The sequence below is a fragment of the Novosphingobium sp. NBM11 genome (assembly GCF_015390225.1).
In the GTDB taxonomy this organism is placed as follows: domain Bacteria; phylum Pseudomonadota; class Alphaproteobacteria; order Sphingomonadales; family Sphingomonadaceae; genus Novosphingobium.
The window spans coordinates 2,264,580-2,288,975 of record NZ_VUOG01000001.1; the positions used below are offsets into that span (position 1 = coordinate 2,264,580).

Below are 24,396 nucleotides of genomic sequence, written 5' to 3' on the forward strand. Positions count from 1 at the left end.
TCAGTCCAGCTGCGTGAAATCGAGGCCGATGTCGGCTGCCGGCGCGCTCTGCGTCAGGCGGCCGACCGACACGTAGTCCACGCCCGATGCGGCGATGGCGGCGATGGTATCGAGCCGGACGCCGCCCGAGGCTTCGGTGGGCACGCGCCCGTTCACCAGCGCCACGGCTTCGCGCAGCAGGTCCGGCCCCATGTTGTCGAACAGCAGGCGGGTGGCGCCGGCATCGAGCGCGGGGGCGATCTGGTCGATGCGGTCGACTTCGCAGATCACGTCCTTCACCCCGGCGGCCAGCGCGCGGCGCACCGCTTCGCCCACGCCGCCGGCGACGAGGACGTGGTTGTCCTTGATCATCGCCGCGTCCCACAGGCCCATGCGGTGGTTGCTCCCCCCGCCGCAGCGCACCGCGTATTTTTCGAGGTGCCGCAGGCCGGGGATGGTCTTGCGCGTATCGAGCAGCACCGCGCGGGTATCGCCCATCGCGTCCACATACGTCCGCGTCAGCGTGGCGACGCCGGACAAGTGCTGCACGGTGTTGAGCGCGCTGCGCTCCGCCGTCAGCATCGCCCGGGCGTTGCCTTCCAGCCGCATCAGCGCGCTGCCGGGCGCGACGCGCGCGCCTTCCTCGATGAGGATCTCCACCGCCATCGCCGGCTCGAGCGCGCGGAAGAACGCGGCGGCGATCGGCAGGCCGCAGACGGTGATGGCGTCGCGGCTTTCCATCACGCCTGCAAAGCGCGCCGTGGCCGGGATAACGCTTTCGCTGGTTACGTCATGCCCGCCACCGGGCAGGCCGACGCCGAAATCCTCGTCCAGCGTTGCGGAAACGAAGGCGGAAAGGTCGAAACCGGGGAGGGCGAAGTCTGTCATGCCCTGTCCCTTACCACTGCGTGCGACCGTGTCGAGCGCGGGTATGGGTCAATGCACGAAGCGCGCCACCACGTTGCGGTAGGACCGGCTGACCTTCACTTCCGCGCCGCTTTCGAGCACGAGGAAGCATTCGCCGTTGGTGTGCGGGCGGACCTGCCGGACCTGATCGAGGTTGACGATCTTGGAGCGGTGGACGCGCTGGAACACGCGCGGGTCCAGCCGGCGTTCGAGATCCTTCATCGTTTCGCGCAGGATCAGCGAATTGTCGCCGGTGTAGATGCACATGTAGTCGCCCGCCGCCTCGATCCGTTCGATCGTATCGACATCGACGCGGAAGATCTGGCCGCGATCCTTGATGTTGATCAGCTTCTCGAACCGGCCCGCCGTCGGCTCGGTTTCCTCGGGCATGTCCGGCATCGCATCGGGCGCGACTTCGGCAAGCACGTTCTTGAGCTTCTCGGCCTCTTCCAGCCCGCGCTTTTCGGCCAGGCGGGTGCGCGCGCGGTCCAGGGCGTCGGCCAGGCGGTCTTCCTCGACCGGCTTCAGCAGGTAATCGACCGCGTTGGCCTCGAACGCCCGGATCGCGTGTTCGGAATAGGCGGTCACGAACACGAACAGCGGCGGGTCGATCTCCATCACGCCCTGGACGACGCTGAACCCGTCGAAGCCGGGCATCTGGATGTCGCAGAACACCAGGTCCGGCTTCTCGGTCTTGATCTTGCGGATCGCCTCGCGGCCGTTGGAGCAGGTGTCGATCACTTCCACGTCGGGAAAGGCCTCCAGGCGCAGTTGCAGCCCCTGGATCGCCAGCTTTTCGTCATCGACGAGGATCGTGCGGATGGTCATGCGTAACCCTTGCTTGTCTTGGAGGAGCCGCGACAGGGGCGGTACGGCAGGGAGGGGATGTTCACCCGGCGGAAGCCAGGCTGGCGGCCAAACCCGTGCCTGAGCCGGCGATCGGGCGTGCCGGCCGCGCAGGCGTTTCCTTCGCCTCGTAGGGCAGCTCGATCACCACCGTCAGGCCGCCTTCGGGGCCGTTGGCGATATCGAACCGCTGGTTTTCGCCATAGGCCTGGGCAAGCCGGTCACGGATGTTGGCAAGGCCAACCCCCGTGGAAACGTGGCCGCCGTTCCATACCGATGTCGTGTCGCCGCTGTCGCTTGTCACGCCGAACAATTTCGTGGGGTCGGTGCCCGGTTGCAAGCCCGGCCCGGTGTCCGACACGGTGACGCGAAGCGTGGGGCCGACGAGTTGCGCCGCGATGGTGATCTGCGCGCCTTCCTCCAGCGGGGAGACGGCATACTTGATCGCGTTTTCCACCAGCGGTTGCAGCAGCAGCGAAGGCAGCAGCGCGTTGCGCGCCTCGTCCTCGATACGGAACTCGGTGCGCAGCCGTTCCTCGAACCGCATCCGTTCGATATCGAGGTAGAGCTTCAGCGTCTCCGCCTCCTGCGCCACGGTGACGCGGCCGGTCGGCTCGTTGACCAGGGTATAGCGCAGGAACGAGGACAGCCGGCTCAGCATCGCGTTGGCCGGCTCGGTCTGCTTGAGCAGGACCAGCGTGGAGATCGAATTCAGCGTGTTGAACAGGAAATGCGGGTTGAGCTGATAGCGCAGCATGGCGAGCTGCGCCGATGTCGCCTGGTTTTCCAGCCGCAGCAGCTGATCGTTCTGTTCCTCCACCTGCAGGAAGAAGTTGATCGCGTAATAGAGCGCCGACCAGGCCCCCAGCAGCGTGAGATCGAGGTAGAACACGCCCACGAAGCGCTGGGCGAAGCCGGCCTCGCTGTTCGGGCGGTAGAGGCTCAGCACCCACGAATCGATGAAGGCATAGATACCCACGGCGATGGCCAGCACCACGGCCGTCACGCCCCAGGTGATGATCGGGCGCCGGTTGATCAGCGCGCGGTAGATCACCGACAGGATCAGCGAGATCGAAAAGCCCGTGATCGTCACGATCAGCAGGATGACGAGATTGGACCATGGCTGCGCGTTGGCGATGATCGACATCGCGCGCAGCAGCATGGCGCCGCCCCAGCCAAGGAATTGCAGGCGCCAGAAGGCGCGGTTCTTGTTGCCGAAGAACGGCGTCGGTTGAAACGGCAGCACGGCCATGCCGGCACTCTAGCGCCAAGCGCACGGTTGCGCAAAGCCGCCGGATGCGTAAGCTGCGGGGCGGGAGAAGAAGCCTATGACCGCTACCACCGATACCGCCGAACGCGCCCGCTTCCGCGCCATGCGCGAAGGCACCCAGGAGGACTGGGACATCATCGGGCGCGATTACTACGCCTTTGCCGATCACCTGGCCGACCGCGTGCTGACCCACCTCCGGCTGCTCGACGGCGATTTCGGCGGGTTTCCGATCGATCGCCTCCAGCACAGCCTGCAGACCGCCACGCGCGCTCACCGCGACGGGCGCGGGGAACGCTATGTCGTCATGGCGCTGCTGCACGACATCGGCGACACGCTGGGCACCTACAACCACCCGGAAGTCGCCGCCGCGATCCTCAAGCCGTTCGTGACGGAAGAGGAACACTGGATCTGCCAGAATCACGGCGCGTTCCAGGGCTACTATTACTTCCACTACCTGGGGCTGGACCGGAACCTGCGCGAACGGTTCCGCGATCATCCGTGGTTCGATGCCTGCGCCGAATTCTGCGAAAAGTACGATCAGGCCGCGTTCGATCCGGACTACGACACGCTGCCGCTGTCGTTCTTCGAGCCGATGCTGCGCCGGGTGATGGCGAAGCCGCTGGCGAGCATGTACAAGAAGCCCGACTGACGGCGGAAGGGGAACGGGCGCGGTCTCAGCCCTTGCGCGCGGCGTCGATCGCCTGTTGCAGCCGTTCCTTGCCCACCGCGCCCGACAGCAGCTCGTTGCCGATTACCCACGCCGGGGTGCCGTTGATGCCAAGCTGCCGCGCCAGGCCCAGGTTGCGCTGGATTTCCTGATCGACCCCGGTATCGCGCGCGAAGCCGCGGGCCTTGGCCACATCGACCCCGGCGGCACCGGCGGCGGCGGCGATGCTGGCATCGCCGGGGGCGTCGCCCGCGAACATCGCCTTGTGGAAGGCCGCATACTTGCCCTGCGCGGCGGCGGCCAGCCCCATGCGCGCGGCCGGTTCGCTGGCGGGCGCGATGATCGGCAGTTCGCGCACCACCACTTTCAGGTCGGGGTTGGCGGCGATCAGCGCATCGACATCGCCCACGCTGCGCCGGCAATAGGTGCAGGCGAAATCGGTGAACTCGACCAGTGTCACCTTGCCGGCGGGATTGCCCATGATCGCGCCGGGGAACGGCGTTTCCAGCGCCCCGCGCATCGGCGCGATCCGGGCCTGCGCCTCGCGCTGCTGCAACCGGTCCATCGCCTCGGGCAGGATCTCGGGATGATCGAGGATATAGGCGCGCACCAGCTCTTCCATGGCGGCGCGCTGCTTCGCGCTGATTCCGGCGTTGGCGAGCGTGTCTTCAAGCTGGGCGTCTCTGCCGGCCTCCGCTTCGCTCGCGGTGCGGTGGCGCTCGTACCACCAGCCAAGGCCGGTGCCGGCCACCAGCAGGGCGATGGCGAGAAGCCAGAACGGGCGGATGCGGGATAACGGGGAAGCCATGAACCTGCGCTACTTCTTCTTGCCCTGCCGCTCAATCATCGCCCGCGCCGAATAGGCGATATCCTGCGCGCGCAGCCAGTCGGCGGAGCCCTTGGGCAGCGCCGCTTCGGCGGCTTCGGCGTTGCGCATGGCCTCGGGCAGTTCAAGGTACATCAATTGCTGTTCCGCGCTGGCCAGTCGCGCGCGGGCGGTATCGCCCTTCGCTTCATAGACCACGCCAAGCTGGTACCAGGCGAACGGGTTCTCGCGGTCGCGCGCGATGGAGGTGCGCAGGATCTTCTCCGCCTCGTCGAAATTGGCCTTGTTCTCGGTGGCGAGCAGGGCGTGGCCGAACGTCGTGGCGATCAGCGGTTCGTTGCCGGTCAGCGCGGTGGCGCGGCGCAGCGGTTCCAGCGCATCGGCGGGATGCCCGGATTCGAGCAGGATCTGCCCTTCCAGTTCCAGCGCATAGGGATCGTTCGGCTGCTGCTTCAGGATCGCCTGGGTTTCGGCCAGCGCTTTGTCCATGAACGCCTCCTTGTGGTAGGCATAGGCGCGGGCGTAGTGGGCCGGCACGTCGTTGAGGTATTCCGGATAGGCGTTCAGCGTCGCCTGCGGTTCGGCCAGATAGCCATAGAGCTTGGCCTTCACCCGCAGGAAGCGCGCCTGCAAGGCGGGGTCTTCGGGCTTGTTCCACGCCGGATCGTGTTCGTAGGTATCCTGCAGCGTGGTCAGGCGGTCCGCCGTCATCGGGTGCGAGGAATAGAACTCGCTGTCGGCGTTGCGGGTGAAGCCATAGCGGAACTCCTGGTTCTGCAGCTTCTTGAAGAAATCGATCGAGCCACGCCCGGAAATGCCGGCTTTCGAGAGGAATTGCGCGCCGGCCGCGTCGGCCGAGGATTCCTGCGCGCGGCTGAAGGCGAGGTACTTGCCCAGCGCCGCCTGCTGCCCGGCCATGAACACGCCCATCGCCGCCTCGCCCGCGCCGGCGGCGGCGGCGGCCGCGCCCAGCAGCAGGCTGAGGATGGTAATGCCCGTGGCCGGGCGCGCGCCCTCGTCGTTGCGGATGATGTGGCCGCCGGTGATGTGGCCCAGCTCGTGCGCGATCACGCCCTGCACTTCGCTGACGTGGTCGGCCGCGCCGATCAGCCCGCTGTGGACATAGACCGCCTGCCCGCCCGCGACGAAGGCGTTGATCGAGCCGTCGTTGAGCAGCACGATATCGACGTTGCGCGGTTCGAGGCCGGCGGCCTTGATCAGTGGCGCGGAGATGTCGCGGAACAGCGCCTCGGTTTCGGCATCGCGCAGCACCGATTGCGCCGCCGCCGGTTGCACCGTGAGCGAAAGCGCGGCGAAACCGGCAGCGATTCGCCCCGCCAGCGAGGTGGCGCGCGACGCTATCGTGCGAAGGGTAGCCATGCGCATCGTCACCCTCCAGCCTATTGCGCCGCCGCCTGAACCGCGCCTGAAGCGGGCGCGGTCACGCGTGCCAGAAACGGCAGGATCGCGTCCAGCACGCGCCGGTCGCGGTCGAACGGGCGGGCCAGCATCTTGATCGTGTCCTCGTGGCTGGCGCCCTTCAGCAGGATGGCGTGGAGCGGGACGCCGGCGGTGGCCATTGCGCGGGCAAGCGCGATCGAATTGCGCGGCTTGACCACGGTATCGGCATCGCCCGTCACCACCAGCAGCGGCGGCGCGTCGCCACGGACGTGGGCCACGGGCTGGGTATCCTGCGGGTCCGGCGCCTGCCCGAAGCTGTGAATCGCGGCGGGCGTATCGAACGGATAGAAGGCGTAGGGGCCGGAAACGCCGACCGCGCCGCGCAGCGCATCGGCGGACAGGCCGCGCGCCGCCAGCCAGCGCCGGTCCAGCGCCAGCATCAGCGCGTTGTAGGCGCCGGCCGAATGCCCCATCACCACCACGCGCGAGGAATCGCCGCCGTGGGCCGCCGCATGGTCCGCCACCCAGCGCAGGGCCAGCGCGCCATCTTCCAGCATGCCCGGATAGCGGACCCGCGGATAGAGCCGGTAGCCGGCAAGGACCACGGCATAGCCCTGTGGTGCGAGCGCGCGGGCGACGAAGCGGTAGTTCTGTGGATCGCCGCTGGCCCAGCTGCCGCCGTGAATGAATACGATGACGGGAAGCGGCCCGCGCGCGCCGCGCGGCACGAACATTTCGAGCTTCTGCGCGGGATCGGGGCCATAGCGTTCGCTGGCCGCCAGAACCACGTCGCCGCCGCCACGCAGCAGCCAGTCGGCATTGTCCAGCACGGCAACGGCGTTGGTCCGGAGCGCCAGGGCGAGTGCCGTGCCGCCGCCCGCGACGATCAACGCCAGCATGGCCAGGCTCCAGCCGAGCCAGCCCCATCCGGGAAATGCCACGCGCGTCCTTTCCTGCGTTCCACCCGCCATGGACGCGTGGCTAGGCGGCGTGGACAAATTCCGCAACACCACAGTTGCCCTGAAACAGGCCCTGGCAAGGCGCGAGGCCGCAGGAAGAGCGGGTCTCTTTCAAGGCCGAGCAACGTGGCCAGGGCCTGTTTCAGGGCAACCCCTTCGGGGCTGGACCAAAAGCCGCCATTTCAGCGTCGGCTCGGCTCGAAATATGGCCGATATTCCTTCGCCTCGCCTCCTCGAACTGGCGGCTTTTGCCTCCAGCTGTGGCGCTGTGGAATTTGTCCACGCCGCCTGGCAGGTCAGCGCGGCTTAACCAACCAGCCTGCGCGCGGCGCGTTCGAACAGAGGTTGGTCGCCGGTCACGTCGCCCAGCAGCGCCACGGTGCCATCGCCCTGGCGGCGCACCATCACCAGCGCGAATTCCGGGCCTTCGGCGGGGAGATCGGCCAACGGCCGGGCCGGCAGCGCGCGCAGGCCCTGTGCCAGCACTTCGGCGGCATCGGGCACGCGGGCCTTGCCGCTTTCCTCGCGCCGGAGCCGGCGTTCGGTGGAAACCACGCCCTTGAGGCCGCCCGGCGCGCTGGCCAGGAAGCCGCCCAGTTCGCCGCGCTGCAGCCCGATGCGTTCGGCATGGCCCAGCACCGTCGCGTATTCGGTCAGGCGCGTCTTGTCGTATTCCGCGCCGAACACCAGCTTGACCAGCGGGATCAGTGGCGCGCGTGCCTGCATGGAAAGGCCGGCGTCGGCGATCATGTCGGCATAGTCTTCCGGCGCATCGCGCGTGGCCAGCGCGAAATCCCAGGCGCGGCCGATCGCGGCATAGAGCGCGCCGCGCGTGCGATCCTCGCTGGTGTGCGCGGCATGGGCGAGTTCACGTGCCGAAGCCAGCCAGTCGGCCAGCCCGAAATCGTCGTTGATCGGGGTGGAGGGCGCGAGCACGGCCTCGTCGAAATCGGAGAGCACTTCCTCCAGCCCGGCAAGGTCCATGATGTCATCGTCGCCGGGAACGCCATTGGCGCCGAAACCGGGCATCGGCAGGTTCCCCGCCTCATCCTCGTCCATGGAACCGGGAAAGGGCAGGATTTCCGCACCGATCGCGGCAAGGTCGAGTTCCTCCTCGTCCGCGCCGTACGCCAGCGCGCGGGGGCCATCGGCCCATACCCCGGCCCGGTCCGCCGGTTCCGCCGCATTCAGCGCATCAAGCATGCCCATGCCGCTTGGCCTTTGCGCCGGCACCGCGGCCAGCGCCTGACCGATCTGCAGCAGGAGATCGTCGGTGGTCTGCTGGTCGGCCAGTTCCTTCCAGTTGATGACCCCGTAGATGTAGTCGATCTTTTCGCCGTCGGACGAGAACGGCAGGAGGATGCCGCGATAGAGGATGTTGCGGCTGTCCTGGTTGACGAATTCCGCCTCGAAGCCGATCGGAGCCTCGTTGGCGATGATCTGCATGTAGTGGTCGGTGATGCGCGAAAGCAGGGTGCGGCCGGGAACATCGCTGAGCCGTGCCGGCATCGCCCCGTCGCCGCACTCGCTGGCCAGCAACGCGCCCAGCTGGACGATCGCGGGATCTTCATAGCCTTCGTCGAAATGCAGCAGGACCGAGCGATCGGCGAAATCGGGCAGGTGGCCGGCAAGCAGCGGCGCGACCGGCGGGAAGGGGCCGCCATCGAGCAGGCCGGTCCAGAAATTGTAGGCGCGCACCTGCAGGCGCCGTTCGTCCTGTCCGACGACCGGCGGCGGCGCTTCGACGATCGCGTCGTCGTCCAGAGAAATATAGTCAGGCGCGTTCATGCCGAAACCGTCGCCGCCCAACTCTCGCAATCCATCCATGAAAGGCGCCCTTGCCATCCGTTTGTGACCGTTCTGGCGTAACATGGTAAAGGTTTGTTTAAGTTGCGCCGGTGCGATCCACGCACGATCCCGCCGCCGGGCGCGGGGCGGCCTTCACCGCGCGGCGATGGCGGCGGCTTTCTCCAGCAGGCGTTCGGCCTGCGTCCGGTGCAGCAATTCCGCCATTTTTCCGTTCACGCGCAGCGCGCCCCGGCCGGCGTTGGCGGGATCGGCGAAGGCGGCGACAATGGCCTGTGCCTCGGCGATAGCGTCTTCGGCGGGGGCGAACACGCGGTTGGCGACGGCAAGTTGCGCGGGGTGAATCAGCGTCTTGCCATCGAATCCGCCATCGCGCGCCTGCACGCATTCGGCTTCGAGCCGGGCCGAATCGTCGATCGCGTTGCACACGCTGTCGAGAATGGCGAGGCCATGCGCGCGCGCCGCGAGCACGGCCAGCGTCAGCACCGGCAGGAACACCGCACGGCCGGGCAGTTGCGCCATGCCGCTATCCTTGGCGAGATCGTTGAGCCCCAGCACGAAGGCGGCCAGCCGGGTGGTGGCGGCGCAGGCGGCGATGCGTTCGAGCGCCAGCACCGCGCGCGGCGTTTCGATCATCACCCACAGCTTCACGCCGGGCGCATAGCCGGCCGCGTCCATCGCGCGTGAAAGCGCGATCACGTCGTCCGCGTCGTCCACCTTGGGCACCAGCACCGCTTCCACCGGTGCGGCGGCCAGCGCGGCGAGATCGTCGTGCCCCCACGGCGTGTCCAGCGCGTTGATCCGCGCGATCAGGCGGCGGTGGCCGAAACCCCCGGCGGCCAGTTCCTCCAGCAGCGCGGCGCGCGCCTCGGCCTTCATCTCCGGCGCGACAGCGTCTTCCAGATCGAGCGCGACCGCGTCGGTATCGAGGCCGCGTGCCTTGTCGATCGCGCGGCGGTTGCTGGCCGGCATGTAGAGCAGCGAGCGCAGCGGACGAGCGTCGGGGGACGTTTCAGGGTTTGGCATTGGCGGGTTCCTGTACGATGTCGAGCCTTCCTTCCTCGCGCGTGGGCATCGGCGCCAGCACGCGTAGCACCAGCGAGGCCAGCAGCCACGCCGCGGCCGCGTGCAGCGCCACCTGCAGCCCGCCCAGATCGGCCACGCTGCCCCAGGCCCAGGCGCCCAGCGCCATGCCCCCGAACGTCACCGCCTGGTAGATCGACAGGCAGCGGCCGAGAATCGTTTCGGGCGACCGGAGTTGCATGGCGACGTTGAGGCTGGTCATCGCGGCCACCCAGCCGGACCCGCCGAGAAAGGCGGTGAGCATCGCGTGCGGCACCGAGGCGGTGAACGAGAGCGAGGCGAGCGCGGCGGCGAAGGCCAGCGTCGCGGCCGAGACCACCGCTTCCGCGCCATAGCGCCGCCGCGCCTTGCCCACCCACAGCGCGGTGACGATCGATCCCATGCCGAAGGCGCCCAGCATCAGGCCATAGTCCAGTTCGGTGCCGCGCAGCAGATCGCGCGCAACGGTGGGCATCAGCGCGGAAAAGCCGGCCGCGCCGAAGCCGAAGGCGAAGCCGCGCAGCAGCACCTTGCGGATCGGCGCGGAACGCGCGCAGAAATCGATGCCGACCTTGATCGAGGCGAACATCGGCTGGCGCTGCGGGGTGTGCGCGCGGTGCGGTCGCCACGTCCACAGCACCACGATCATGCCGACATAGCTGATCGCGTTGAGCGCGAAGGCCAGGTTCACGTTCCAGATCGAAATGAGCAACCCGCCCATGGCCGGGCCGACGCTGCGCGCGAGATTGAACGAGATGGCGTTGAGCGCGATCGCCTGCGGCAGATCGTCCTTGCCCACCTGGAGCCGCACCGAGGCCTGCCAAGCCGGGCCGTTGAGCGCGGTGCCCATGCCCACCATCAGCGTCAGCGCGAGCAGCGACCACGGGCCGACCATGCCGGCATAGCCCAGCGCGGCGAGCAGGGCGGACACCGCGAGCATCGCCGTCTGCGCCGCCAGCATCACGCGGCGGCGGTCGAAGTTGTCGGCGATGGCGCCGGCGATCATGCCCAGCAGCATGATCGGGATCGTGGCCGAAGCCTGCACCAGCGCGACCATCACGTGGCTGCTGGTCAGGTCGGTCATCAGCCAGGCGGCGGCGACCGACTGGATGGTGGAACCGACGTTGGAAAAGAGGTTGGCGGTCCAGATCGATCGGAAAGCGGGATAGCGGAACGGCGCCAGCGCGCCGCCGCGGTGCATCGCTTTCAGCATCGACAGCTCTCCGTCACAGCATATAGCGCATGCGGATTTCCGTCCGCACCTCGCCTTCGCCAAGGGTCAGGGCTGCCGCCGCGAAGCGCGGCGGGCCGAACCGCACCGGCGCATCGCGCGAGAAGCCGAAGCCTTCCTTAGGCACCATCAGCACCTTGTCCAGCCTGCCGTTGGCGTTTTCGTCATGGAACAGCGCCACCGCATAGCGGCCCGGCGCGACATTGGCGAACGTGATCGCGGGGTTGCGCGCCGGCACGGAAAGATGGCGGGCGTGGGGGTCCTTCTGGCAATCGGGAAATGTCGCCGGATCGGTGGTGATGCACACCTGCACCAGCCCCCTGGCCGAACGCAGTCCGGTGACGCCCACGGTGAGCGACGCGTGCTCCGGCGCCACCGCGCCGCCCAGCAGTGCCGCGGCCGGCAGCAGGATCAAGGCGGATTTCACAGCGTGCCCAGCCCTTTGTCGGTGCCGCACAGCCTGTCCCAGAAGCGGAAGTAGAGTCCGTAGTTGCACCGGTATTGCTCGTGATGCCGTTGATGATGGCTTGCGGTTATCAGCCATTGGCCGACCCGGGAATGAACGAGCCGGCGCGGAAACATTTCCCAGCCCATGTGGTTGGTGACGCCCATCACCGTCATGACGAGCAGCACCAGGCTCAGCACGCCCGCGTGGATCGGGATCACGAAGACCAGCGCGGGGGTCAGCAGGCCGACCAGCGCGGCTTCGGCCGGATGGAAGTTCATCGCCGCCCAGGCGGTCGGCGGGCGGCTGGCGTGGTGGATCGCGTGGACCGCGCGGAACACGCGCGGGCGGTGCATCCAGCGGTGGGTCCAGTAGAACCAGGTATCGTGCAGGAACAGGTAGAGCAGCAGCGAGACCGGCATCCACCACAGCGGCCAGACGCGCGGATCGGTGTAGATTCGCGTCCAGCCGTGCGCCTGCCAGCCCCAGGCGACGATGCCGGCGGGAATGCCGTAGATCGCCGACGAGGCGAGGCTCCAGGCGATTTCCTTGCGGATTTGCGGGGCCAGCCCGCGATAGAGACCTGGCCGCTTCCGCCCGGTGAGCGCGGCGAACAGGCCGCTGGTGAGGAGATAGCGCACCCCCACGATCAGCGTCATCGCCAGCGCGGAAAGCCCGATGCTGTTCATGAAGCTCCGCCTTTTGCGGACGAGGCCGGAACGATCCAGCGCATTCCCTCGCACACCGGCATTCCGTTCGCGGAAGGCACGGAAGCGGATGGGGGCGTGCGACGAGTCATGCCTCTCCTATGCCAAGCGCCGGCACTGTGGGACAGTGCCGGCGTCGCATTATTGTATTTCCGCAATGTGTCGCCGCTTATCCGGCGCGGCGCACCCGGTTGCGGTGCTGGCCGACATTGCCGGGGCCGCGCGGGCGGAACCGGCGCTGCTGGCCGTCGCGCTCCCCTGCGCGTTCGCCTTCGGGACGGTCTGCGCGCTCGGTGTGCAGCGGGTTGCGCACCGGACCCCGATCGTTGTGGCCGTCGCGGCGTTCCTGCCGCTGGCTCACGTCCCGCGGCTTGCCGTCGCGACCCTGCGCGCGGCCACCATGGGCCTGCTGGTCGCCACGGCCACCGCCAGTGCGCTGACCTCCGGCGCCCTGCCCCGCGCTGCGCTGCCCCCCGTTGCGCTGGCCCCCGTTGCGCTGGCCGCCCCCGCTGCGCTGGCCACCATCGCGGCGATTGCCCTGCTGGTGGCGCGGAGCGTCGTCTTCCTGCGGCCGGCGCGCGGGCGCGGGCAGCCGGGCGGCTTCCTGCATGAAGTTCTCCGGCAGCGCCTGTGGCATCAGCTTAACGCCGGTCAGCCGCTCGATATCGCGCAGATAGGGCTTCTCATCGGGCGCGCAGAAGCTGATCGCCACGCCATCGGCGCCGGCGCGCGCGGTGCGGCCGATGCGGTGGACGTACTGTTCGGGCACGTTGGGCAGTTCGAAGTTGAACACGTGGCTGACTCCGGAAACGTCGATCCCGCGCGCCGCGATGTCGGTGGCGACAAGGATCGGGCACGAGCCCTGGCGGAAGGCTTCAAGCGCGGCGGTGCGCTGCGCCTGCGACTTGTTGCCGTGGATCGCCCGCGCTTCCACGCCGGCGCCGGCAAGGTGCCGCGCCACGCGGTCCGCGCCGTGCTTGGTGCGGGTGAACACCAGCGCACGGTCGAGCGACTTGTCCGCCAGCATGGCGCGGATGCGCAGCGTCAGCAGCGCCTGCTTTTCGGCCTGGTTGATGAGCGTGACGAACTGGTCGACGCGTTCCGCCGTGGTCGATTGCGGCGCCACTTCCACGCGCACCGGATTGTTGATGAACTGCTTGCCCAGATCCTCGATCGACTTGGGCATCGTGGCCGAGAAGAACAGGCTCTGGCGCTGCTTGGGCAGCAGGTTGGCAACGCGGCGCAGCGCGTGAATGAAGCCGAGGTCCATCATCTGGTCGGCCTCGTCGAGCACGAAGATCTCGACCCGGCCCAGCGTGAGCGCGCGGTTGTCGATCAGGTCGAGCAGGCGGCCTGGCGTGGCGACGAGGATGTCGACGCCCGGCACCAGCCGGCGGGCTTGCTTGCCGATGGGCACGCCACCGAACACGCAATCGACCGAGAGATTCAGGTTCTTGGCGTAGCCCTTCATGTTGTCGGCGATCTGCGCGGCGAGTTCGCGGGTGGGCGAAAGCACGAGCATCCGGCACGAGGCGGGCTTGCGCGGCTTGGGATCGGCGGCAAGGCGGTGGAGCGAGGGCAACGCGAACGCGGCGGTCTTGCCGGTGCCGGTCTGGGCGATGCCCAGCAGGTCGCGGCCTTCGAGCAGCGCCGGAATCGACTGGCGCTGGATGGGAGTGGGATCGTTGTAGCCTTTGCTTTCGAGCGCGCGCAGAATGGGCTCGGCAAGGCCGAGATCGCTAAAATAGGACATGAAAAAACAATGCTTTCGTTGGCGCTCCGCGAAGAATCGCGGGCGCGGCAGGGGTCGTACCATGCGACCCATGCGTGAAAGGGGAAGCCGTGAGGCAAGAGACCGTGGGGCCGGGCCGGATCGCGCCTTTCGCAAATGCCCTCGGCAAATGGAGGCGGAATCTCACGCTGACGCGGCTTGCGGCACGGGGCCGCCGGTCTTGCTGCGGCGCACATAAGCGCGATTGGTTCGAAAAGCAAGGAAATTGCGCAAAGGGCCTTGCCCGCCGCCGGACCGGGCGGCAACGTGCGCCGCTGAACTGGACGGGGATTTCGATGCGGTATCATCAGTTTGCGGGTTCCATCATCGGCGCAGCGCTGGTTGTCGGCGCACTGGGGAGCGGGCCGGCGCTGGCCGCGCCCGCCACGCCGGCGGAGCAGCGCATGATCGCCACCGTCGATGCCGAACAGGCGCGCACGCTGGCGCTGCTCGAACGAATGGTGAACCAGAATTCGGGCAGCCGGAACCTCGAAGGCGTGCGCAAGGTGCGCGACATCGTCTCGCCCGAATTCACCGCGCTGGGCTTTGCCGCGCGCTGGGTGCCGATGGAGCAGACCGGGCGCGCCGGGCACCTGATCCTGACGCACCAGGGCGCGAAGGGCACGAAGCGCCTGCTGCTGATCGGCCATCTCGATACCGTGTTCGAACCGGATTCGCCGTTCCAGACGTTCGCGCTGAAGGGCGACAAAGCCACCGGCCCTGGCGTGGCCGACGACAAAGGCGGCATGGCGGTGATGATCGCCGCGCTGCGCGCGATGCAGGCGGCGGGCACGCTCAAGGACGCCAATATCGAGGTGGTGCTGACCGGCGACGAGGAGGACGCGGGCGAGCCGACCACGGTGGCGCGTGCCGATCTGGTCGCGGCCGGCCGGCGCGCCGACGCGGCGCTCGATTTCGAGGGGCTGTCGCGCGAAGACGGCAAGGACATGGGATCGATCGCGCGACGTTCGTCCAATTCGTGGACGCTGACCGTCACCGCCAAGTCGGGCCATTCGAGCGCGGTGTTCTCGCCCGCGATGGGCGATGGCGCGATCTATGCCGCCGCGCGCATCATCGCCGCGATCCGCGAGGAAGTGCCCGAACCGAACCTGACGCTGAACGTCGGCCTGATCGCGGGCGGGGCCGAGGCCACGCTCGCGCCCGACGCGGCGCACGTTGCGGCGGCGGGCAAGACCAATATCGTGCCGGCCAAGGCCATCGCGCGTGGAGACCTGCGCTCGCTCAGCCCCGAGCAGGACCGGCGGGCGATGGAGCGGATGCGCGCGATCGTGGCGCGCACCTGGCCGGGCGCGCAGGCGGCCATCACGTTCGAGGAAGGCTATCCGCCGATGGCGCCGACGCCCGGCAACCAGGCGCTGCTGGCGCGGCTCAACGGCGTGAACGAAACGCTGGGCCTGCCGGCGATGGCCCCGCTCGATCCGCTGAAGCGCGGCGCGGGTGACATCTCGTTCGTGGCGGCCGACGTCGACGGGCTGGTCGGCCTCGGCCCCGCCAGCACCGGCGATCATTCGCCCGCCGAAACCACCGATGTGCCCAGCATCTGGCGGCAGGCCAAGCGCGCGGCGCTGCTGATGACGCGGCTTTCGCGCGAGAAGGCGGTGAAGCCCGTCGGGAAGAAGTGAGCGCGTTGGGGCTTGCGTCCGCCGCGCGCGGGGCGTAACCGGCTCCCGTTACTTGGGGAGTAGCCACCGCGCCCGTCCTGCCATCAGGACATCGCGCGGTCCCATGCCGGAGACGGCGCGTCAACATGCTTGGCCGAGAGGCCATGGCGCAGGCGGAGCGGCCCTCGCGGGGGCCTTCCGGGCGAGACCAATGGCACCATGCTTTCCGCTCAGGCCGGGCGGGAGGGTACGGTGCCGTTGTGTCGAACCGCTGCCCGGCCCCGGAACCGTTCATGATCGAAGCTCTGACCACTTCCACCGCGATCGTCGCGCTCGCGGAAATCGGCGACAAGACCCAGTTGCTTGCCATCGTGCTCGCCACCCGCTTCCGCAAGCCCTGGCCGATCGTGCTGGGCATCCTCTGCGCCACGCTGGCCAACCACTTCCTCGCCGCGCTGGTCGGCGCCACGGCGGCCTCGCTGCTCGATGGCCTGTGGTTCCGCTATGCCGTGGCGGCGGGGTTCATCGCCATGGGCCTGTGGACGCTGATCCCCGACAAGTTCGATGACGCGGAGGAGAAGCCCGGCCGCTTCGGGCCGTTCCTGACCACGCTGGTGGCGTTTTTCCTCGTCGAGATGGGCGACAAGACGCAGGTGGCCACGATCGCGCTGGGCGCGCGCTTCCACGATGCGCTGGCGGTGACGGCGGGCACCACGCTGGGGATGATGATCGCCAACGTGCCCGCGGTGTTCCTGGGCAGCGAACTGATCCGCCGCGTGCCGCTGGGCGTGGTGCGGATGGTGGCGGCCGTGCTGTTCATCGCCATCGGCGGCTGGCTGCTGGCGCAGACCGCCGGTCTGGTTTGATGGGCGGTCTGGTTTGATGGGCGGTCTGGTCTGGAGAGCGGGCCGGTCTGACGGGATCGCGAAGGCGGCGGCTTAGCCTTCGCCCCAGCCGGCACAGTGCGGGTCCAGCCCCACCACCTGCCGGCGCAGCGCCGCGCGGGCCAGCCGTTCGACTTCCGCCTTGCGCCGCGCCGCCGCCAGCGGGTGCGAGGGCGCCGGGCGCAGGATCTCCGCGTCATAGCCATCGGCCACGATCACGCCGCAGCGCCCGGGCAGGAAATCCGGTCCTTCCAGGCAAGCGCGGTCAAGATGCGGCGCCAGCCCCCAGTAGAACCGGTCGCAATGGTCGAGATAGTCGGTCCACTTGCCGTCGCCCAGCAGGTCGGCGCGGCTGACCTTGATCTCCACGATCACCACGTGGCCCTTCGCGTCGATCCCCATCAGGTCGGCGCGCCGGCCCGAGCGCAGCGGCATTTCCGGCAGGCACCAGATGTCGTTGCGGGCGAACAGCCGCGCGATGCCACGGGCCACGGCCTGCGCCTCGCGCGGGCTGGCCGGCAGATCTGCGAGCGGGATGACGGACGAATCGATCATGCCCGGCACCGTAAGAACAAAAATGGAACAGGTAAAGTGGCCGCGCGGTCAGACCGGATGGCGGACCGGCTTGGGCGCCACCAGGGCGAGCAGACCCGCCCGCGCCGCGCGGAACTCGTCGTGCAAGGCTGCCGCGGCGCATGCCGGCGAGCGGCCGCGCGCCGAAACCGCCAGCAGCGCGGAAACCCCGGTCTCCAGGATCGCCGCCAGATCGTCCAGACCCTGCTGGGCCAGCGCCAGCCGCCAGCCGCCGGCGTGGAAGATCGTCTCGGGAAAGGCTTCGATCGCCGCGGGCGAAGCTCCGGCGTCCTCGGCAACGGACCGGCCGGCCAGCGCGCCGACGATCGCGGCGGCTTCGTGCAGGGCGTGCCACGTGTCGGTGAGGGAAGCGGCACCGGACGGCGAATCCGCGATCGCCGCGCCCATCACCGGCGCGCCATCGGGCGCCGCTGCGCCGCTGGCGGAATCCCATGCCATGCCGCGCGGGATACGCCCGCTGTCCCTACCAAATCGCTAAACCCGCCCGGGACGGGAAATCCTGAGAGCAAACCGCAGGGCAAAAACCGCTGGCCAGTCGTGCGCCTCGCTGCTAGGCACCGCCGCCGTTGCACCCGTAGCTCAGCTGGATAGAGCGCTGCCCTCCGAAGGCAGAGGTCACAGGTTCGAATCCTGTCGGGTGCGCCACTTTCCCACCCAACAAGCGCCATCTCCGCCCGGCTCGCCCCGCGGCGGGAGCCTAGGCCATCTCCCAGTAGGGCGGATCGCCGAAGCTGCGGCGCAGGCTGTCGCCCAGGGCGCGGATCTTGGGGGCGGCGCCGTGATCGCGGGGGTAGGTCAGGAACAGTTCCGCGCCTTCCGCCGGCCAGCCGATGTCGACCTCCACCAGCGCGCCGCTGCGGATTTCGGCGTGGACGAAGAACGTCGGCAGCAGGGCAAGGCCCAGCCCCGCCAGCGCGGCATCGCGCATCACCAGCCCGTTGTTCACACGCAAGGCGGTTGTGGGCCGGACCACCGACCAGGCCGACCCCACGGCAAAGCGCCAATCGCCAGACCGGTTGGCATAGAGCACGCCGCGATGGCGTTCGAGGTCGGTCAGCGAGGCGGGCGTGCCGTGCGCCGCGAGATAGGCGGGGGAGGCGACCAGCAGGCGGCGGCTTCGGGCCAGCCGGCGCGCGATCAGGCGTCCGTCCCCGATCGCGCCGTGCCGCAGCACGGCATCGAACCCGCCGGCGGCGGCATCGACGAAACCGTCGTCCAGTTCCAGCGCCATCTCGATGTCCGGATGGTCGCGCAGGAACCGCGCGATCGCCGGGCCAAGGTGCAGCACGCCGAACCCCACCGGCGCGGAGATCCGCAACGGCCCGGCCAGCTTGCCGCTGCTGGCGTCGACTTCGGCCGCAGCTTCCTCCAGCTCGCGCAGGATGCGCCGCGCGCGCGGCAGCAGCGATTCCCCCGCGCTGGTCAGGGTGAGGCGGCGCGTGGAGCGCTGGAGCAGGGTGACGCCCAGCGCCCGTTCCAGTTCCGCCAGCCGTTCGCTGACCACGGACTTCGCCAACCCCAGCCGCCGCGATGCCGCGCTGATCGAGGTTTCGTCCACCGTGGCGACAAAGGCGGCCAGGCCATCCAGCTTCATCATCGTTCGGATTTTCCGTCAGCCAGTTCCGGGATCGGCTGGCTAGCGCGAACGATGCATCATCGGCATCTTCGGGTCCAGAGAGCGAGACGGATCGGCCACCTTCCCGGCCTGCCCCGCTGGCTCCGGACCCAGAGGAGACAGACCATGAATGACTTTACCGGAAAGAACGTGCTTGTCCTTGGCGGCAGCCGCGGCATCGGCGCCGCGATCGTCCGCCGCTTCCGCGCGGCAGGCGCGGCGGTGGCGTTCACCTATGCCGGATCGCGCGACGCCGCCGCTGCGCTGGCCGACGAAACCGGCGCGCAGGCGATCCAGGCGAACAGTGCGGATCGCGATGCGCTCACTTCCGTCGTCGCCGGCCGCGGCGCGCTGGACGTCATCGTCGTCAACGCCGGCACGCTGGCGATGGGCAACCCGCTGGACCTCGATCCCGACGCGGTCGACCACATGATCGACGTCAACGTGCGCGCGCCCTATCACGCTGCGGTGGAAGCGGCGCGGCGGATGAACGCCGATGGCCGGATCATCGTGATCGGCTCGGTCAACGGCGATCGCATGCCCTTCGCCGGTGGCGCCGCCTATGCGCTGACCAAGTCCGCCGTGCAGGGCATGGTGCGCGGGCTGGCGCGCGATTTCGGGGATCGCGGGATCACGGTCAACGCCATCCAGCCGGGGCCGACGGACAGCGACATGAACCCGGCCGAAGGCCCCATGGCGGCGACGATGCACAGCTTCATGGCGATCAAGCGCCACGCCCGGCCGGAGGAAATCGCCGAACTCGCCGCCTATCTCGCCGGGCCGCACGCCGGCATGATCACCGGCTCGATGCAGACCATCGACGGCGGCTTCGGCGCGTAACCGGGGTTCAGGACGGAAGCGGAAACGGCCGGGGCGCTTTTGGGCGCTTCGGCTGTTTCTGGGAGCGAACAGGGTTGGCGTACATTCTCCATTTCGCGCGTACTTTTTCGGCAACGAAAGCTGTGTTATTAGCGAACTGCGTTTCCCGTAGAAGCTATGGGAAGGTCACATTAAAAGACTGCTGTACTGAAGCCGGAGGCTCAGTGTGGTGCGTGTGGACAGCGGGGTGGTGAGAACACCGTCCAGCGCAAGTTAGATCTCCCGACCAAGGGGCGGCCAATAGGTCGTTGCGCAACCGTTTTGATCGATATCGAAACGGAGATTCCATGTGTAAGATTGCAACTGTCCGGCGGCAAAAGTTTGATGCCCAAGACGGCCTCTGCTTTTACTGCAAGCAGCCGATGTGGGAGCACGACCCTCACCAGTTTTCCGAGCGCTTTGCTGTTTGCGATAAAAGGCTTGGTTGGCTGCGATCAACCGCAGAGCATCTGAGGGCACGATGCGAAGGAGGCAAGAACACTGGCGACAACATCGTTGCCGCCTGTCTCTTCTGCAATTCCCGTCGCCACCGCTCTCGCAACGCTCTGCCGCCCGAAACCTATGGGCGTCGCGTACGGAAGCGGTTAGCCAAGGGGCAATGGCATGGGCTTCAATTGCACCCATTCTGCTAACGGACTGACCGCACTGAGGGAAAAATTCATCCCTCGAACGGCGGCTTTTGGGGTGCTCCGCGGCAACCACCACTCTCCGCCTCTCAACGGGAGCGCGCCCATCGCGCTCCCGCCTGACGCACCCCCATCCAGCCCCCTTCCCCTTACCGCCCCACCGGCGGCGCCACGTCGGCCAGGTTGGCCTTGGTCCAGATCGACCGGTCGATGACATAGGCGCGGATCGCCTCGATGTCGGCCGGGGTCAGCACGCGGCCGAAGCTGACCATGCCCCGATCCTTCAGCGCGCCGTCGGCGATCACCGATTTCCACGCCTCCGCGTTGGCGAGCAGGGCCGAGACGCGCAGATCGGGCGTGAAGCCGTTGCCGATGGCGCTGTCGCCATGGCAGACTTGGCAATAGCGCCCGAAGTGCGCCTTGCCCGAAGCGACCTGCGCCGGGGTGCCGAACTGCGGCGGCGGGTTCCACGCGAGCGCGGTCGTGGCCGGGGGCGCGGGCAGTTTCACCGTGCCGCCGATCCGCAGGACGACGAGGCGGGGCAGGTTGGGCAGCTTGCGCGTGACGCCGCCCGCCACCCCGGCGACGAGCGGGAAGGCGCCGCCCTTGCCGGTCTGGAAAGCGATGTACTGCACCCCGCCCACGCGGAACGTCGCCGGCGCGCTGACGATGCCCGATTGCATGTCGAGATCGAGCAGTTGCCGGCCGGTATCGGCGGCATAGGCGCGGAAGCGGCCGGTGCTCGTCCCCTGGAACACGAGGTTGCCAGCGGTCGTCATCGTGCCGCCGTTCCACGCGGCGGGATAGTCCACGCCCCACGCGACCTTGCCGGTGCGCGGATCGAAGGCGACGAGGCGGCCGGTGGTGGCGGCGATGGCGGCCTTGAACGCCGCCTTGTCGTCCGGCAGCATCGTCTTGTCGAGCGAGGTACCGATGTTGAAGCCCAGCACCTTGCGCCGGTCCAGCTCGTCCATGTCCTGCAAGTAGCCCTGCGGGATCTGCTGCGCGGGAATATAGACGAGGCCGGTCGCCGGGTTGTAGCTCATCGGGTGCCAGTTGTGCGCGCCCAGCGCGCCGGGGATGGCGATGAACGGCTTGCCGGTCTTGTAGAAGCGCGCTTCCGGATTCTCGATCGGGCGGCCGGTGGAAAGGTCGTAGCCGGTGGCCCAGTTGATCCCGTCGACATAGGGCTTGGCGTCGATCAGCTTGCCCGTGGTGCGGTCGATGGTGAAGAAGAAGCCGTTCTTCGGCGCGTGGTACAGCACCTTGGTCGGCTTTCCGTTCACCGCCTGTTCGGCAAGGATGATCGGCTGGGTGGCGGTGTAGTCCCAGCTTTCCGCCGGGGTTTCCTGATAGTGCCACTTGTAGCGGCCGGTGGTGGCATCCAGCGCCACGACCGAGGAGAGGAACCAGTTGTCCCCTTCGCCGTTCGAGCGCAGCCCGTGGTTCCACGGGTTGCCGTTGCCCACGCCCAGGTAGATCTGGTCAAGATCCTTGTCGTAGACGATCGCGTCCCACACCGTGCCGCCGCCGCCCGATGCCTTCCATTCGCCCTTGTCGGACCAGGTGGCGTTGGCCTTGGTGGCGAAGATATCGTCCGAGACGGCGCCGTCCTTGGCCTTGTCCGGGTTGGGCGCGGTGTAGAAGCGCCAGCGCTGCTTGCCGGTATCGGCGTCATAGGCGGTGACATAACCGCGCACGCCGAACTCCGCGCCGCCGTTGCCGATCAGCACCATGTCCTTCACCACGCGCGGCGCGCCGGTGATGGTATAGGGCTTGGTGGTGTCGAAGGTCTGGGTCGACCACACCTGCTGGCCGGTCTTGCGGTCCAGCGCGATCAGGCGGCCGTCCAGCGTGCCGACGAAGACCTTGCCGCCCCACACCGCCACGCCGCGGTTGACCACGTCGCAACAGGCGCTGACGGCGCGTTCGCCGGACACCTTGGGGTCGAACGACCACAGCTTCTTGCCGCTCGCCGCGTCCCAGGCGTCCACCTTCGACCAGGCGTGGCTGACATAGAGCACGCCGTCCACGATCACCGGCGTCGCTTCCTGCCCGCGCGCGTCGTCCAGATCGGCGAACCACGCGATGCCAAGCTCGCCCACGTTGCGATCGTTGATGTCGGCCAGCGGGCTGTAGCGCTGCTCGTCATAGCCATAGCCGATGCCGGCCCAGTTATCGCCGTTGCCGCCGGTCTTGAGCAGCGCCTCGCTGGCCTTTTCGGCATCGTCGAGCGATCCGCCCGCGCTGCCGGTCCCGCCGCCCACGCCGCTCATCCCGCACGCCGCCAGCGCCAGCACCGCACCGCCCGCCAGGAAGCCTCCAAGCCACCGTTTCATGCCACTCTCCCGTGTTTTGTTTTTGCACGTTGCCTGCCGATACCGCATCCGGCGGGCGGGTGCCATCGTGCTGTTTGCGAAAGCGGGCAGCGGGATGGGAAAAGCCCACCCCCAACCCCTCCCGCCAGCGGGAGGGGAGAAGAAGGGGCTGCCCCGCCTGCATGCGGGAGGGGAGAATGAGGGAGAGCGGGGTGGGCCTTCCACGCCGCGCGCCAATCTGGTAAGTTCCGGAAATCGCGGCATGGGCCGCACAACCCGCAGGAGCATGAAATGGACCGGAAGACGCGCTGAAACCGCCCGTCCCTTCGTCAATTCCGGTGCCGTCATGTCCTCTTTTCTCACGCTCGATTCCGTGGCGCTGGCCACGCCGTCTGGCCGGTCGCTGTTTTCCGGCCTTTCGCTGAACCTGGGGCGCGAATGCGTCGCCGTGGTCGGCCGCAACGGCGCGGGCAAGTCCACGATGCTGCGCGCCGTGCTGGGTGAGATCGCGCCGCAGGCCGGCACGATCGCCGTCCACGGCACGGTCGGGATGCTGGAGCAAGTGGTGGAGCCGGGCGGGGAAACCGCGGCCAAGGCGCTGGGCGTCGCCGCCGCGCTGGCCCGGCTGGAGCGGATCGAGGCCGGCGCCGGCACCGAACGCGATTTCGCCGAGGCGGACTGGACGCTGCCCCACCGGCTGGAAGGCGCGCTGGCCGCGGCGGGCCTGCCTCCGCTCGATCTCGCCCGCCCGCTGGCCAGCTTCAGCGGCGGGGAGCGGACGCGGATCGCCATCGCCCGCCTGCTGATCGATCCGCCAGACCTGCTGCTGCTGGACGAGCCGACCAACAACCTGGATGACGCGGGCCGGGCGGCGATTGCCGGCCTGCTCGCGCAGTGGCGCGGCGGCGTGCTGCTGGTCAGCCACGATCGCGCGCTGCTGGAAGGGGTGGACCGGATCGTCGCGCTGTCGCCCGCCGGGGTCACGGTCCACGGCGGCGGCTGGTCGTCGTGGGTGGCGGAGCGCGACGCGGCGCGGATGCGGGCGCTGTCCGATGTGGAGGAGGCGCAGCGGCACGCGCGCGCGGCGCAGCGCGAGGCGCAGGCGGCGCGCGAACGGCAGGCGCGGCGCGATCGGGCGGGGCAGGCCCACGCCGCCAGCGGCAGCGCGCCGAAAATCCTGCTGGGCCGCCAGCGCGAACGCGCCGAGAACAGCGGGGGGCGCGGCCAGGCGCTGGGCGAACAGCGGATCGCGGCGCGCACGGCGGCGCTCGACGCGGCGCGGGCGCAAGTGGAGGTGACCACGCCGCTCGCCATCGCGCTGCCGCCCTGCGGCCTGCCCCCGCACCGGCTGGCGCTGGCCTTTCACGCGGTGAGCTGGCGCGCCGGGGAACGCGCGGTGATCGAGGGCCTGTCGTTCACCCTGCACGGCCCCGAGCGCGTGGCGCTGACCGGGCGCAACGGCGCGGGCAAGACCACCGTGCTGCGCCTTGCCGCCGGCCTTGCCGCGCCCACGGCGGGCCGCGTCGAACGCCCGGTGCTGCTCGCCCTGCTGGACCAGACGGTCAGCCTGCTCGATCGCGGCGCGACGCTGGTGGAGAACATGCGCCGGCGCAACCCGGACCTCACCGAAAACGCCGCCCGCGCCGCGCTCGCCCGCTTCGCCTTCCGCAACGTGGAGGGCGACCGGCCGGTGCGCGATCTCAGCGGCGGCGAATGCCTGCGCGCCGGCCTCGCCTGCGTGCTATCCGGCGCGCAAGTGCCGCAATTGCTGCTGCTCGACGAGCCGACCAACCATCTCGACCTCGAATCCATCGAAGTGATCGAACAGGCCCTGCGCGGCTACGACGGCGCGCTGCTGCTGGTGAGCCATGATGCGGCGTTCCGCGAGGCGGTTGGGGTGACGCGGGGGATTGGGTTGTGAGGGGTGTTTTGGTCAGAATGCGTCACTGTAGTATATAGCTGAACAGCGTTCCTCACAAAAT

At 68.7% G+C, this 24,396-nt stretch carries 22 protein-coding genes and 1 tRNA gene; 7 read left to right on the forward strand and 16 right to left on the reverse strand.

What is annotated here, in order from left to right; translation table 11 throughout:
- The 3 genes from nadC to F1640_RS10825 all read right to left on the reverse strand — a co-directional run bounded on the left by nadC (window position 1) and on the right by F1640_RS10825 (window position 2,983).
- Entirely contained in the window at window positions 1-867 is an 867-nt protein-coding gene (gene nadC / locus F1640_RS10815) for a carboxylating nicotinate-nucleotide diphosphorylase (RefSeq protein ID WP_194919146.1), read from the reverse strand.
- Window positions 868-915: 48 nt separating this feature from the next.
- Window positions 916-1,713, reverse strand: coding sequence for a LytTR family DNA-binding domain-containing protein (locus tag F1640_RS10820; protein WP_124810138.1), 798 nt, complete (start codon window positions 1,711-1,713; stop codon window positions 916-918).
- A 61-nt stretch (window positions 1,714-1,774) separates the two neighbouring features.
- On the reverse strand, window positions 1,775-2,983 hold the full coding sequence (locus F1640_RS10825; RefSeq protein WP_124810139.1) for a sensor histidine kinase: 1,209 nt from the start codon (window positions 2,981-2,983) through the stop codon (window positions 1,775-1,777).
- 76 nt (window positions 2,984-3,059) lie between these two features.
- On the opposite strand from F1640_RS10825, the gene F1640_RS10830 reads away from it, so the two are divergent.
- Window positions 3,060-3,650, forward strand: coding sequence for an HD domain-containing protein (locus F1640_RS10830; protein WP_124810140.1), 591 nt, complete (start codon window positions 3,060-3,062; stop codon window positions 3,648-3,650).
- Between the two features lie 25 nt (window positions 3,651-3,675).
- Here F1640_RS10830 and F1640_RS10835 read toward each other — a convergent pair whose 3' ends face one another.
- The 9 genes from F1640_RS10835 to F1640_RS10875 all read right to left on the reverse strand — a co-directional run bounded on the left by F1640_RS10835 (window position 3,676) and on the right by F1640_RS10875 (window position 13,858).
- A complete protein-coding gene (locus F1640_RS10835) occupies window positions 3,676-4,476 on the reverse strand; it encodes a DsbA family protein (RefSeq protein WP_194919148.1) in 801 nt (266 codons plus the stop codon).
- 9 nt (window positions 4,477-4,485) lie between these two features.
- Complete coding sequence (locus F1640_RS10840) at window positions 4,486-5,874, reverse strand: M48 family metalloprotease (protein ID WP_124810142.1); 1,389 nt, start codon at window positions 5,872-5,874, stop codon at window positions 4,486-4,488.
- Window positions 5,875-5,894: 20 nt separating this feature from the next.
- On the reverse strand, window positions 5,895-6,836 hold the full coding sequence (locus F1640_RS10845) for an alpha/beta hydrolase (protein WP_309229243.1): 942 nt from the start codon (window positions 6,834-6,836) through the stop codon (window positions 5,895-5,897).
- Between the two features lie 324 nt (window positions 6,837-7,160).
- Window positions 7,161-8,642, reverse strand: coding sequence for a hypothetical protein (locus tag F1640_RS10850; RefSeq protein WP_255530342.1), 1,482 nt, complete (start codon window positions 8,640-8,642; stop codon window positions 7,161-7,163).
- A 153-nt stretch (window positions 8,643-8,795) separates the two neighbouring features.
- On the reverse strand, window positions 8,796-9,686 hold the full coding sequence (locus tag F1640_RS10855; protein WP_194919152.1) for a CoA ester lyase: 891 nt from the start codon (window positions 9,684-9,686) through the stop codon (window positions 8,796-8,798).
- A complete protein-coding gene (locus F1640_RS10860) occupies window positions 9,673-10,935 on the reverse strand; it encodes an MFS transporter (protein WP_124810146.1) in 1,263 nt (420 codons plus the stop codon). The genes F1640_RS10855 and F1640_RS10860 overlap by 14 nt, the downstream gene beginning before the upstream one ends.
- A 13-nt stretch (window positions 10,936-10,948) precedes the next feature.
- On the reverse strand, window positions 10,949-11,368 hold the full coding sequence (locus F1640_RS10865; RefSeq protein WP_194921587.1) for a DUF2141 domain-containing protein: 420 nt from the start codon (window positions 11,366-11,368) through the stop codon (window positions 10,949-10,951).
- Between the two features lie 8 nt (window positions 11,369-11,376).
- Window positions 11,377-12,087: a sterol desaturase family protein gene (locus tag F1640_RS10870; RefSeq protein ID WP_194919154.1), complete on the reverse strand. Its 711-nt coding sequence runs from the start codon at window positions 12,085-12,087 to the stop codon at window positions 11,377-11,379.
- A gap of 187 nt (window positions 12,088-12,274) precedes the next feature.
- Window positions 12,275-13,858 carry a DEAD/DEAH box helicase gene (locus F1640_RS10875; protein WP_194919156.1) on the reverse strand — a complete coding sequence of 528 codons (1,584 nt, stop codon included), beginning with the start codon at window positions 13,856-13,858 and terminating at the stop codon, window positions 12,275-12,277.
- 314 nt (window positions 13,859-14,172) lie between these two features.
- Between F1640_RS10875 and F1640_RS10880 the strand changes: the two genes are divergently transcribed.
- Window positions 14,173-15,519, forward strand: a complete 1,347-nt coding sequence (locus tag F1640_RS10880) for a M20/M25/M40 family metallo-hydrolase (protein ID WP_124810149.1) — start codon at window positions 14,173-14,175, stop codon at window positions 15,517-15,519.
- Between the two features lie 275 nt (window positions 15,520-15,794).
- On the forward strand, window positions 15,795-16,364 hold the full coding sequence (locus F1640_RS10885) for a TMEM165/GDT1 family protein (RefSeq protein WP_194921368.1): 570 nt from the start codon (window positions 15,795-15,797) through the stop codon (window positions 16,362-16,364).
- 72 nt (window positions 16,365-16,436) lie between these two features.
- On the opposite strand, the gene F1640_RS10890 is transcribed toward F1640_RS10885, so the two are convergent.
- Both F1640_RS10890 and F1640_RS10895 read right to left on the reverse strand, forming a co-directional pair.
- On the reverse strand, window positions 16,437-16,937 hold the full coding sequence (locus F1640_RS10890) for an MmcB family DNA repair protein (protein ID WP_125954365.1): 501 nt from the start codon (window positions 16,935-16,937) through the stop codon (window positions 16,437-16,439).
- A gap of 48 nt (window positions 16,938-16,985) precedes the next feature.
- A complete protein-coding gene (locus F1640_RS10895; RefSeq protein WP_194919157.1) occupies window positions 16,986-17,414 on the reverse strand; it encodes a hypothetical protein in 429 nt (142 codons plus the stop codon).
- A 130-nt stretch (window positions 17,415-17,544) separates the two neighbouring features.
- Here F1640_RS10895 and F1640_RS10900 point away from each other — a divergent pair.
- A tRNA-Arg gene (locus F1640_RS10900) sits at window positions 17,545-17,621 on the forward strand.
- Window positions 17,622-17,673: 52 nt separating this feature from the next.
- Here F1640_RS10900 and F1640_RS10905 read toward each other — a convergent pair.
- Window positions 17,674-18,573, reverse strand: a complete 900-nt coding sequence (locus F1640_RS10905; RefSeq protein ID WP_194919159.1) for a LysR family transcriptional regulator — start codon at window positions 18,571-18,573, stop codon at window positions 17,674-17,676.
- Between the two features lie 144 nt (window positions 18,574-18,717).
- Between F1640_RS10905 and bdcA the strand changes: the two genes are divergently transcribed.
- Together bdcA and F1640_RS26020 are read left to right on the forward strand one after the other, a co-directional pair.
- Entirely contained in the window at window positions 18,718-19,431 is a 714-nt protein-coding gene (gene bdcA / locus F1640_RS10910; protein WP_194919161.1) for an SDR family oxidoreductase, read from the forward strand.
- Window positions 19,432-19,832: 401 nt separating this feature from the next.
- On the forward strand, window positions 19,833-20,102 hold the full coding sequence (locus tag F1640_RS26020; protein WP_375336203.1) for an HNH endonuclease: 270 nt from the start codon (window positions 19,833-19,835) through the stop codon (window positions 20,100-20,102).
- Window positions 20,103-20,245: 143 nt separating this feature from the next.
- On the opposite strand, the gene F1640_RS10920 is transcribed toward F1640_RS26020, so the two are convergent.
- A complete protein-coding gene (locus tag F1640_RS10920) occupies window positions 20,246-22,435 on the reverse strand; it encodes a PQQ-dependent dehydrogenase, methanol/ethanol family (RefSeq protein WP_255530343.1) in 2,190 nt (729 codons plus the stop codon).
- Between the two features lie 325 nt (window positions 22,436-22,760).
- Here F1640_RS10920 and F1640_RS10925 point away from each other — a divergent pair, with 325 nt between their 5' ends.
- The gene (locus F1640_RS10925; RefSeq protein ID WP_194919165.1) at window positions 22,761-24,335 is read left to right on the forward strand and encodes an ATP-binding cassette domain-containing protein; all 1,575 of its coding nucleotides are present in this window, start codon (window positions 22,761-22,763) and stop codon (window positions 24,333-24,335) included.
- Window positions 24,336-24,396: the final 61 nt, after the last annotated feature.

What these genes read in the sequence shown, in the direction of transcription:
- nadC (WP_194919146.1), bottom strand. Translation starts at nt 867, where the DNA reads ATGACAGACTTCGCCCTCCCCGGTTTCGACCTTTCCGCCTTCGTTTCC.
- F1640_RS10820 (WP_124810138.1), bottom strand. Translation starts at nt 1,713, where the DNA reads ATGACCATCCGCACGATCCTCGTCGATGACGAAAAGCTGGCGATCCAG.
- F1640_RS10825 (WP_124810139.1), bottom strand. Translation starts at nt 2,983, where the DNA reads ATGGCCGTGCTGCCGTTTCAACCGACGCCGTTCTTCGGCAACAAGAAC.
- F1640_RS10830 (WP_124810140.1), top strand. Translation starts at nt 3,060, where the DNA reads ATGACCGCTACCACCGATACCGCCGAACGCGCCCGCTTCCGCGCCATG.
- F1640_RS10835 (WP_194919148.1), bottom strand. Translation starts at nt 4,476, where the DNA reads ATGGCTTCCCCGTTATCCCGCATCCGCCCGTTCTGGCTTCTCGCCATC.
- F1640_RS10840 (WP_124810142.1), bottom strand. Translation starts at nt 5,874, where the DNA reads ATGGCTACCCTTCGCACGATAGCGTCGCGCGCCACCTCGCTGGCGGGG.
- F1640_RS10850 (WP_255530342.1), bottom strand. Translation starts at nt 8,642, where the DNA reads ATGAACGCGCCTGACTATATTTCTCTGGACGACGACGCGATCGTCGAA.
- F1640_RS10855 (WP_194919152.1), bottom strand. Translation starts at nt 9,686, where the DNA reads ATGCCAAACCCTGAAACGTCCCCCGACGCTCGTCCGCTGCGCTCGCTG.
- F1640_RS10860 (WP_124810146.1), bottom strand. Translation starts at nt 10,935, where the DNA reads ATGCTGAAAGCGATGCACCGCGGCGGCGCGCTGGCGCCGTTCCGCTAT.
- F1640_RS10870 (WP_194919154.1), bottom strand. Translation starts at nt 12,087, where the DNA reads ATGAACAGCATCGGGCTTTCCGCGCTGGCGATGACGCTGATCGTGGGG.
- F1640_RS10875 (WP_194919156.1), bottom strand. Translation starts at nt 13,858, where the DNA reads ATGTCCTATTTTAGCGATCTCGGCCTTGCCGAGCCCATTCTGCGCGCG.
- F1640_RS10880 (WP_124810149.1), top strand. Translation starts at nt 14,173, where the DNA reads ATGCGGTATCATCAGTTTGCGGGTTCCATCATCGGCGCAGCGCTGGTT.
- F1640_RS10890 (WP_125954365.1), bottom strand. Translation starts at nt 16,937, where the DNA reads ATGATCGATTCGTCCGTCATCCCGCTCGCAGATCTGCCGGCCAGCCCG.
- F1640_RS10895 (WP_194919157.1), bottom strand. Translation starts at nt 17,414, where the DNA reads ATGGCATGGGATTCCGCCAGCGGCGCAGCGGCGCCCGATGGCGCGCCG.
- F1640_RS10905 (WP_194919159.1), bottom strand. Translation starts at nt 18,573, where the DNA reads ATGATGAAGCTGGATGGCCTGGCCGCCTTTGTCGCCACGGTGGACGAA.
- bdcA (WP_194919161.1), top strand. Translation starts at nt 18,718, where the DNA reads ATGAATGACTTTACCGGAAAGAACGTGCTTGTCCTTGGCGGCAGCCGC.
- F1640_RS26020 (WP_375336203.1), top strand. Translation starts at nt 19,833, where the DNA reads ATGTGGGAGCACGACCCTCACCAGTTTTCCGAGCGCTTTGCTGTTTGC.
- F1640_RS10920 (WP_255530343.1), bottom strand. Translation starts at nt 22,435, where the DNA reads ATGAAACGGTGGCTTGGAGGCTTCCTGGCGGGCGGTGCGGTGCTGGCG.
- F1640_RS10925 (WP_194919165.1), top strand. Translation starts at nt 22,761, where the DNA reads ATGTCCTCTTTTCTCACGCTCGATTCCGTGGCGCTGGCCACGCCGTCT.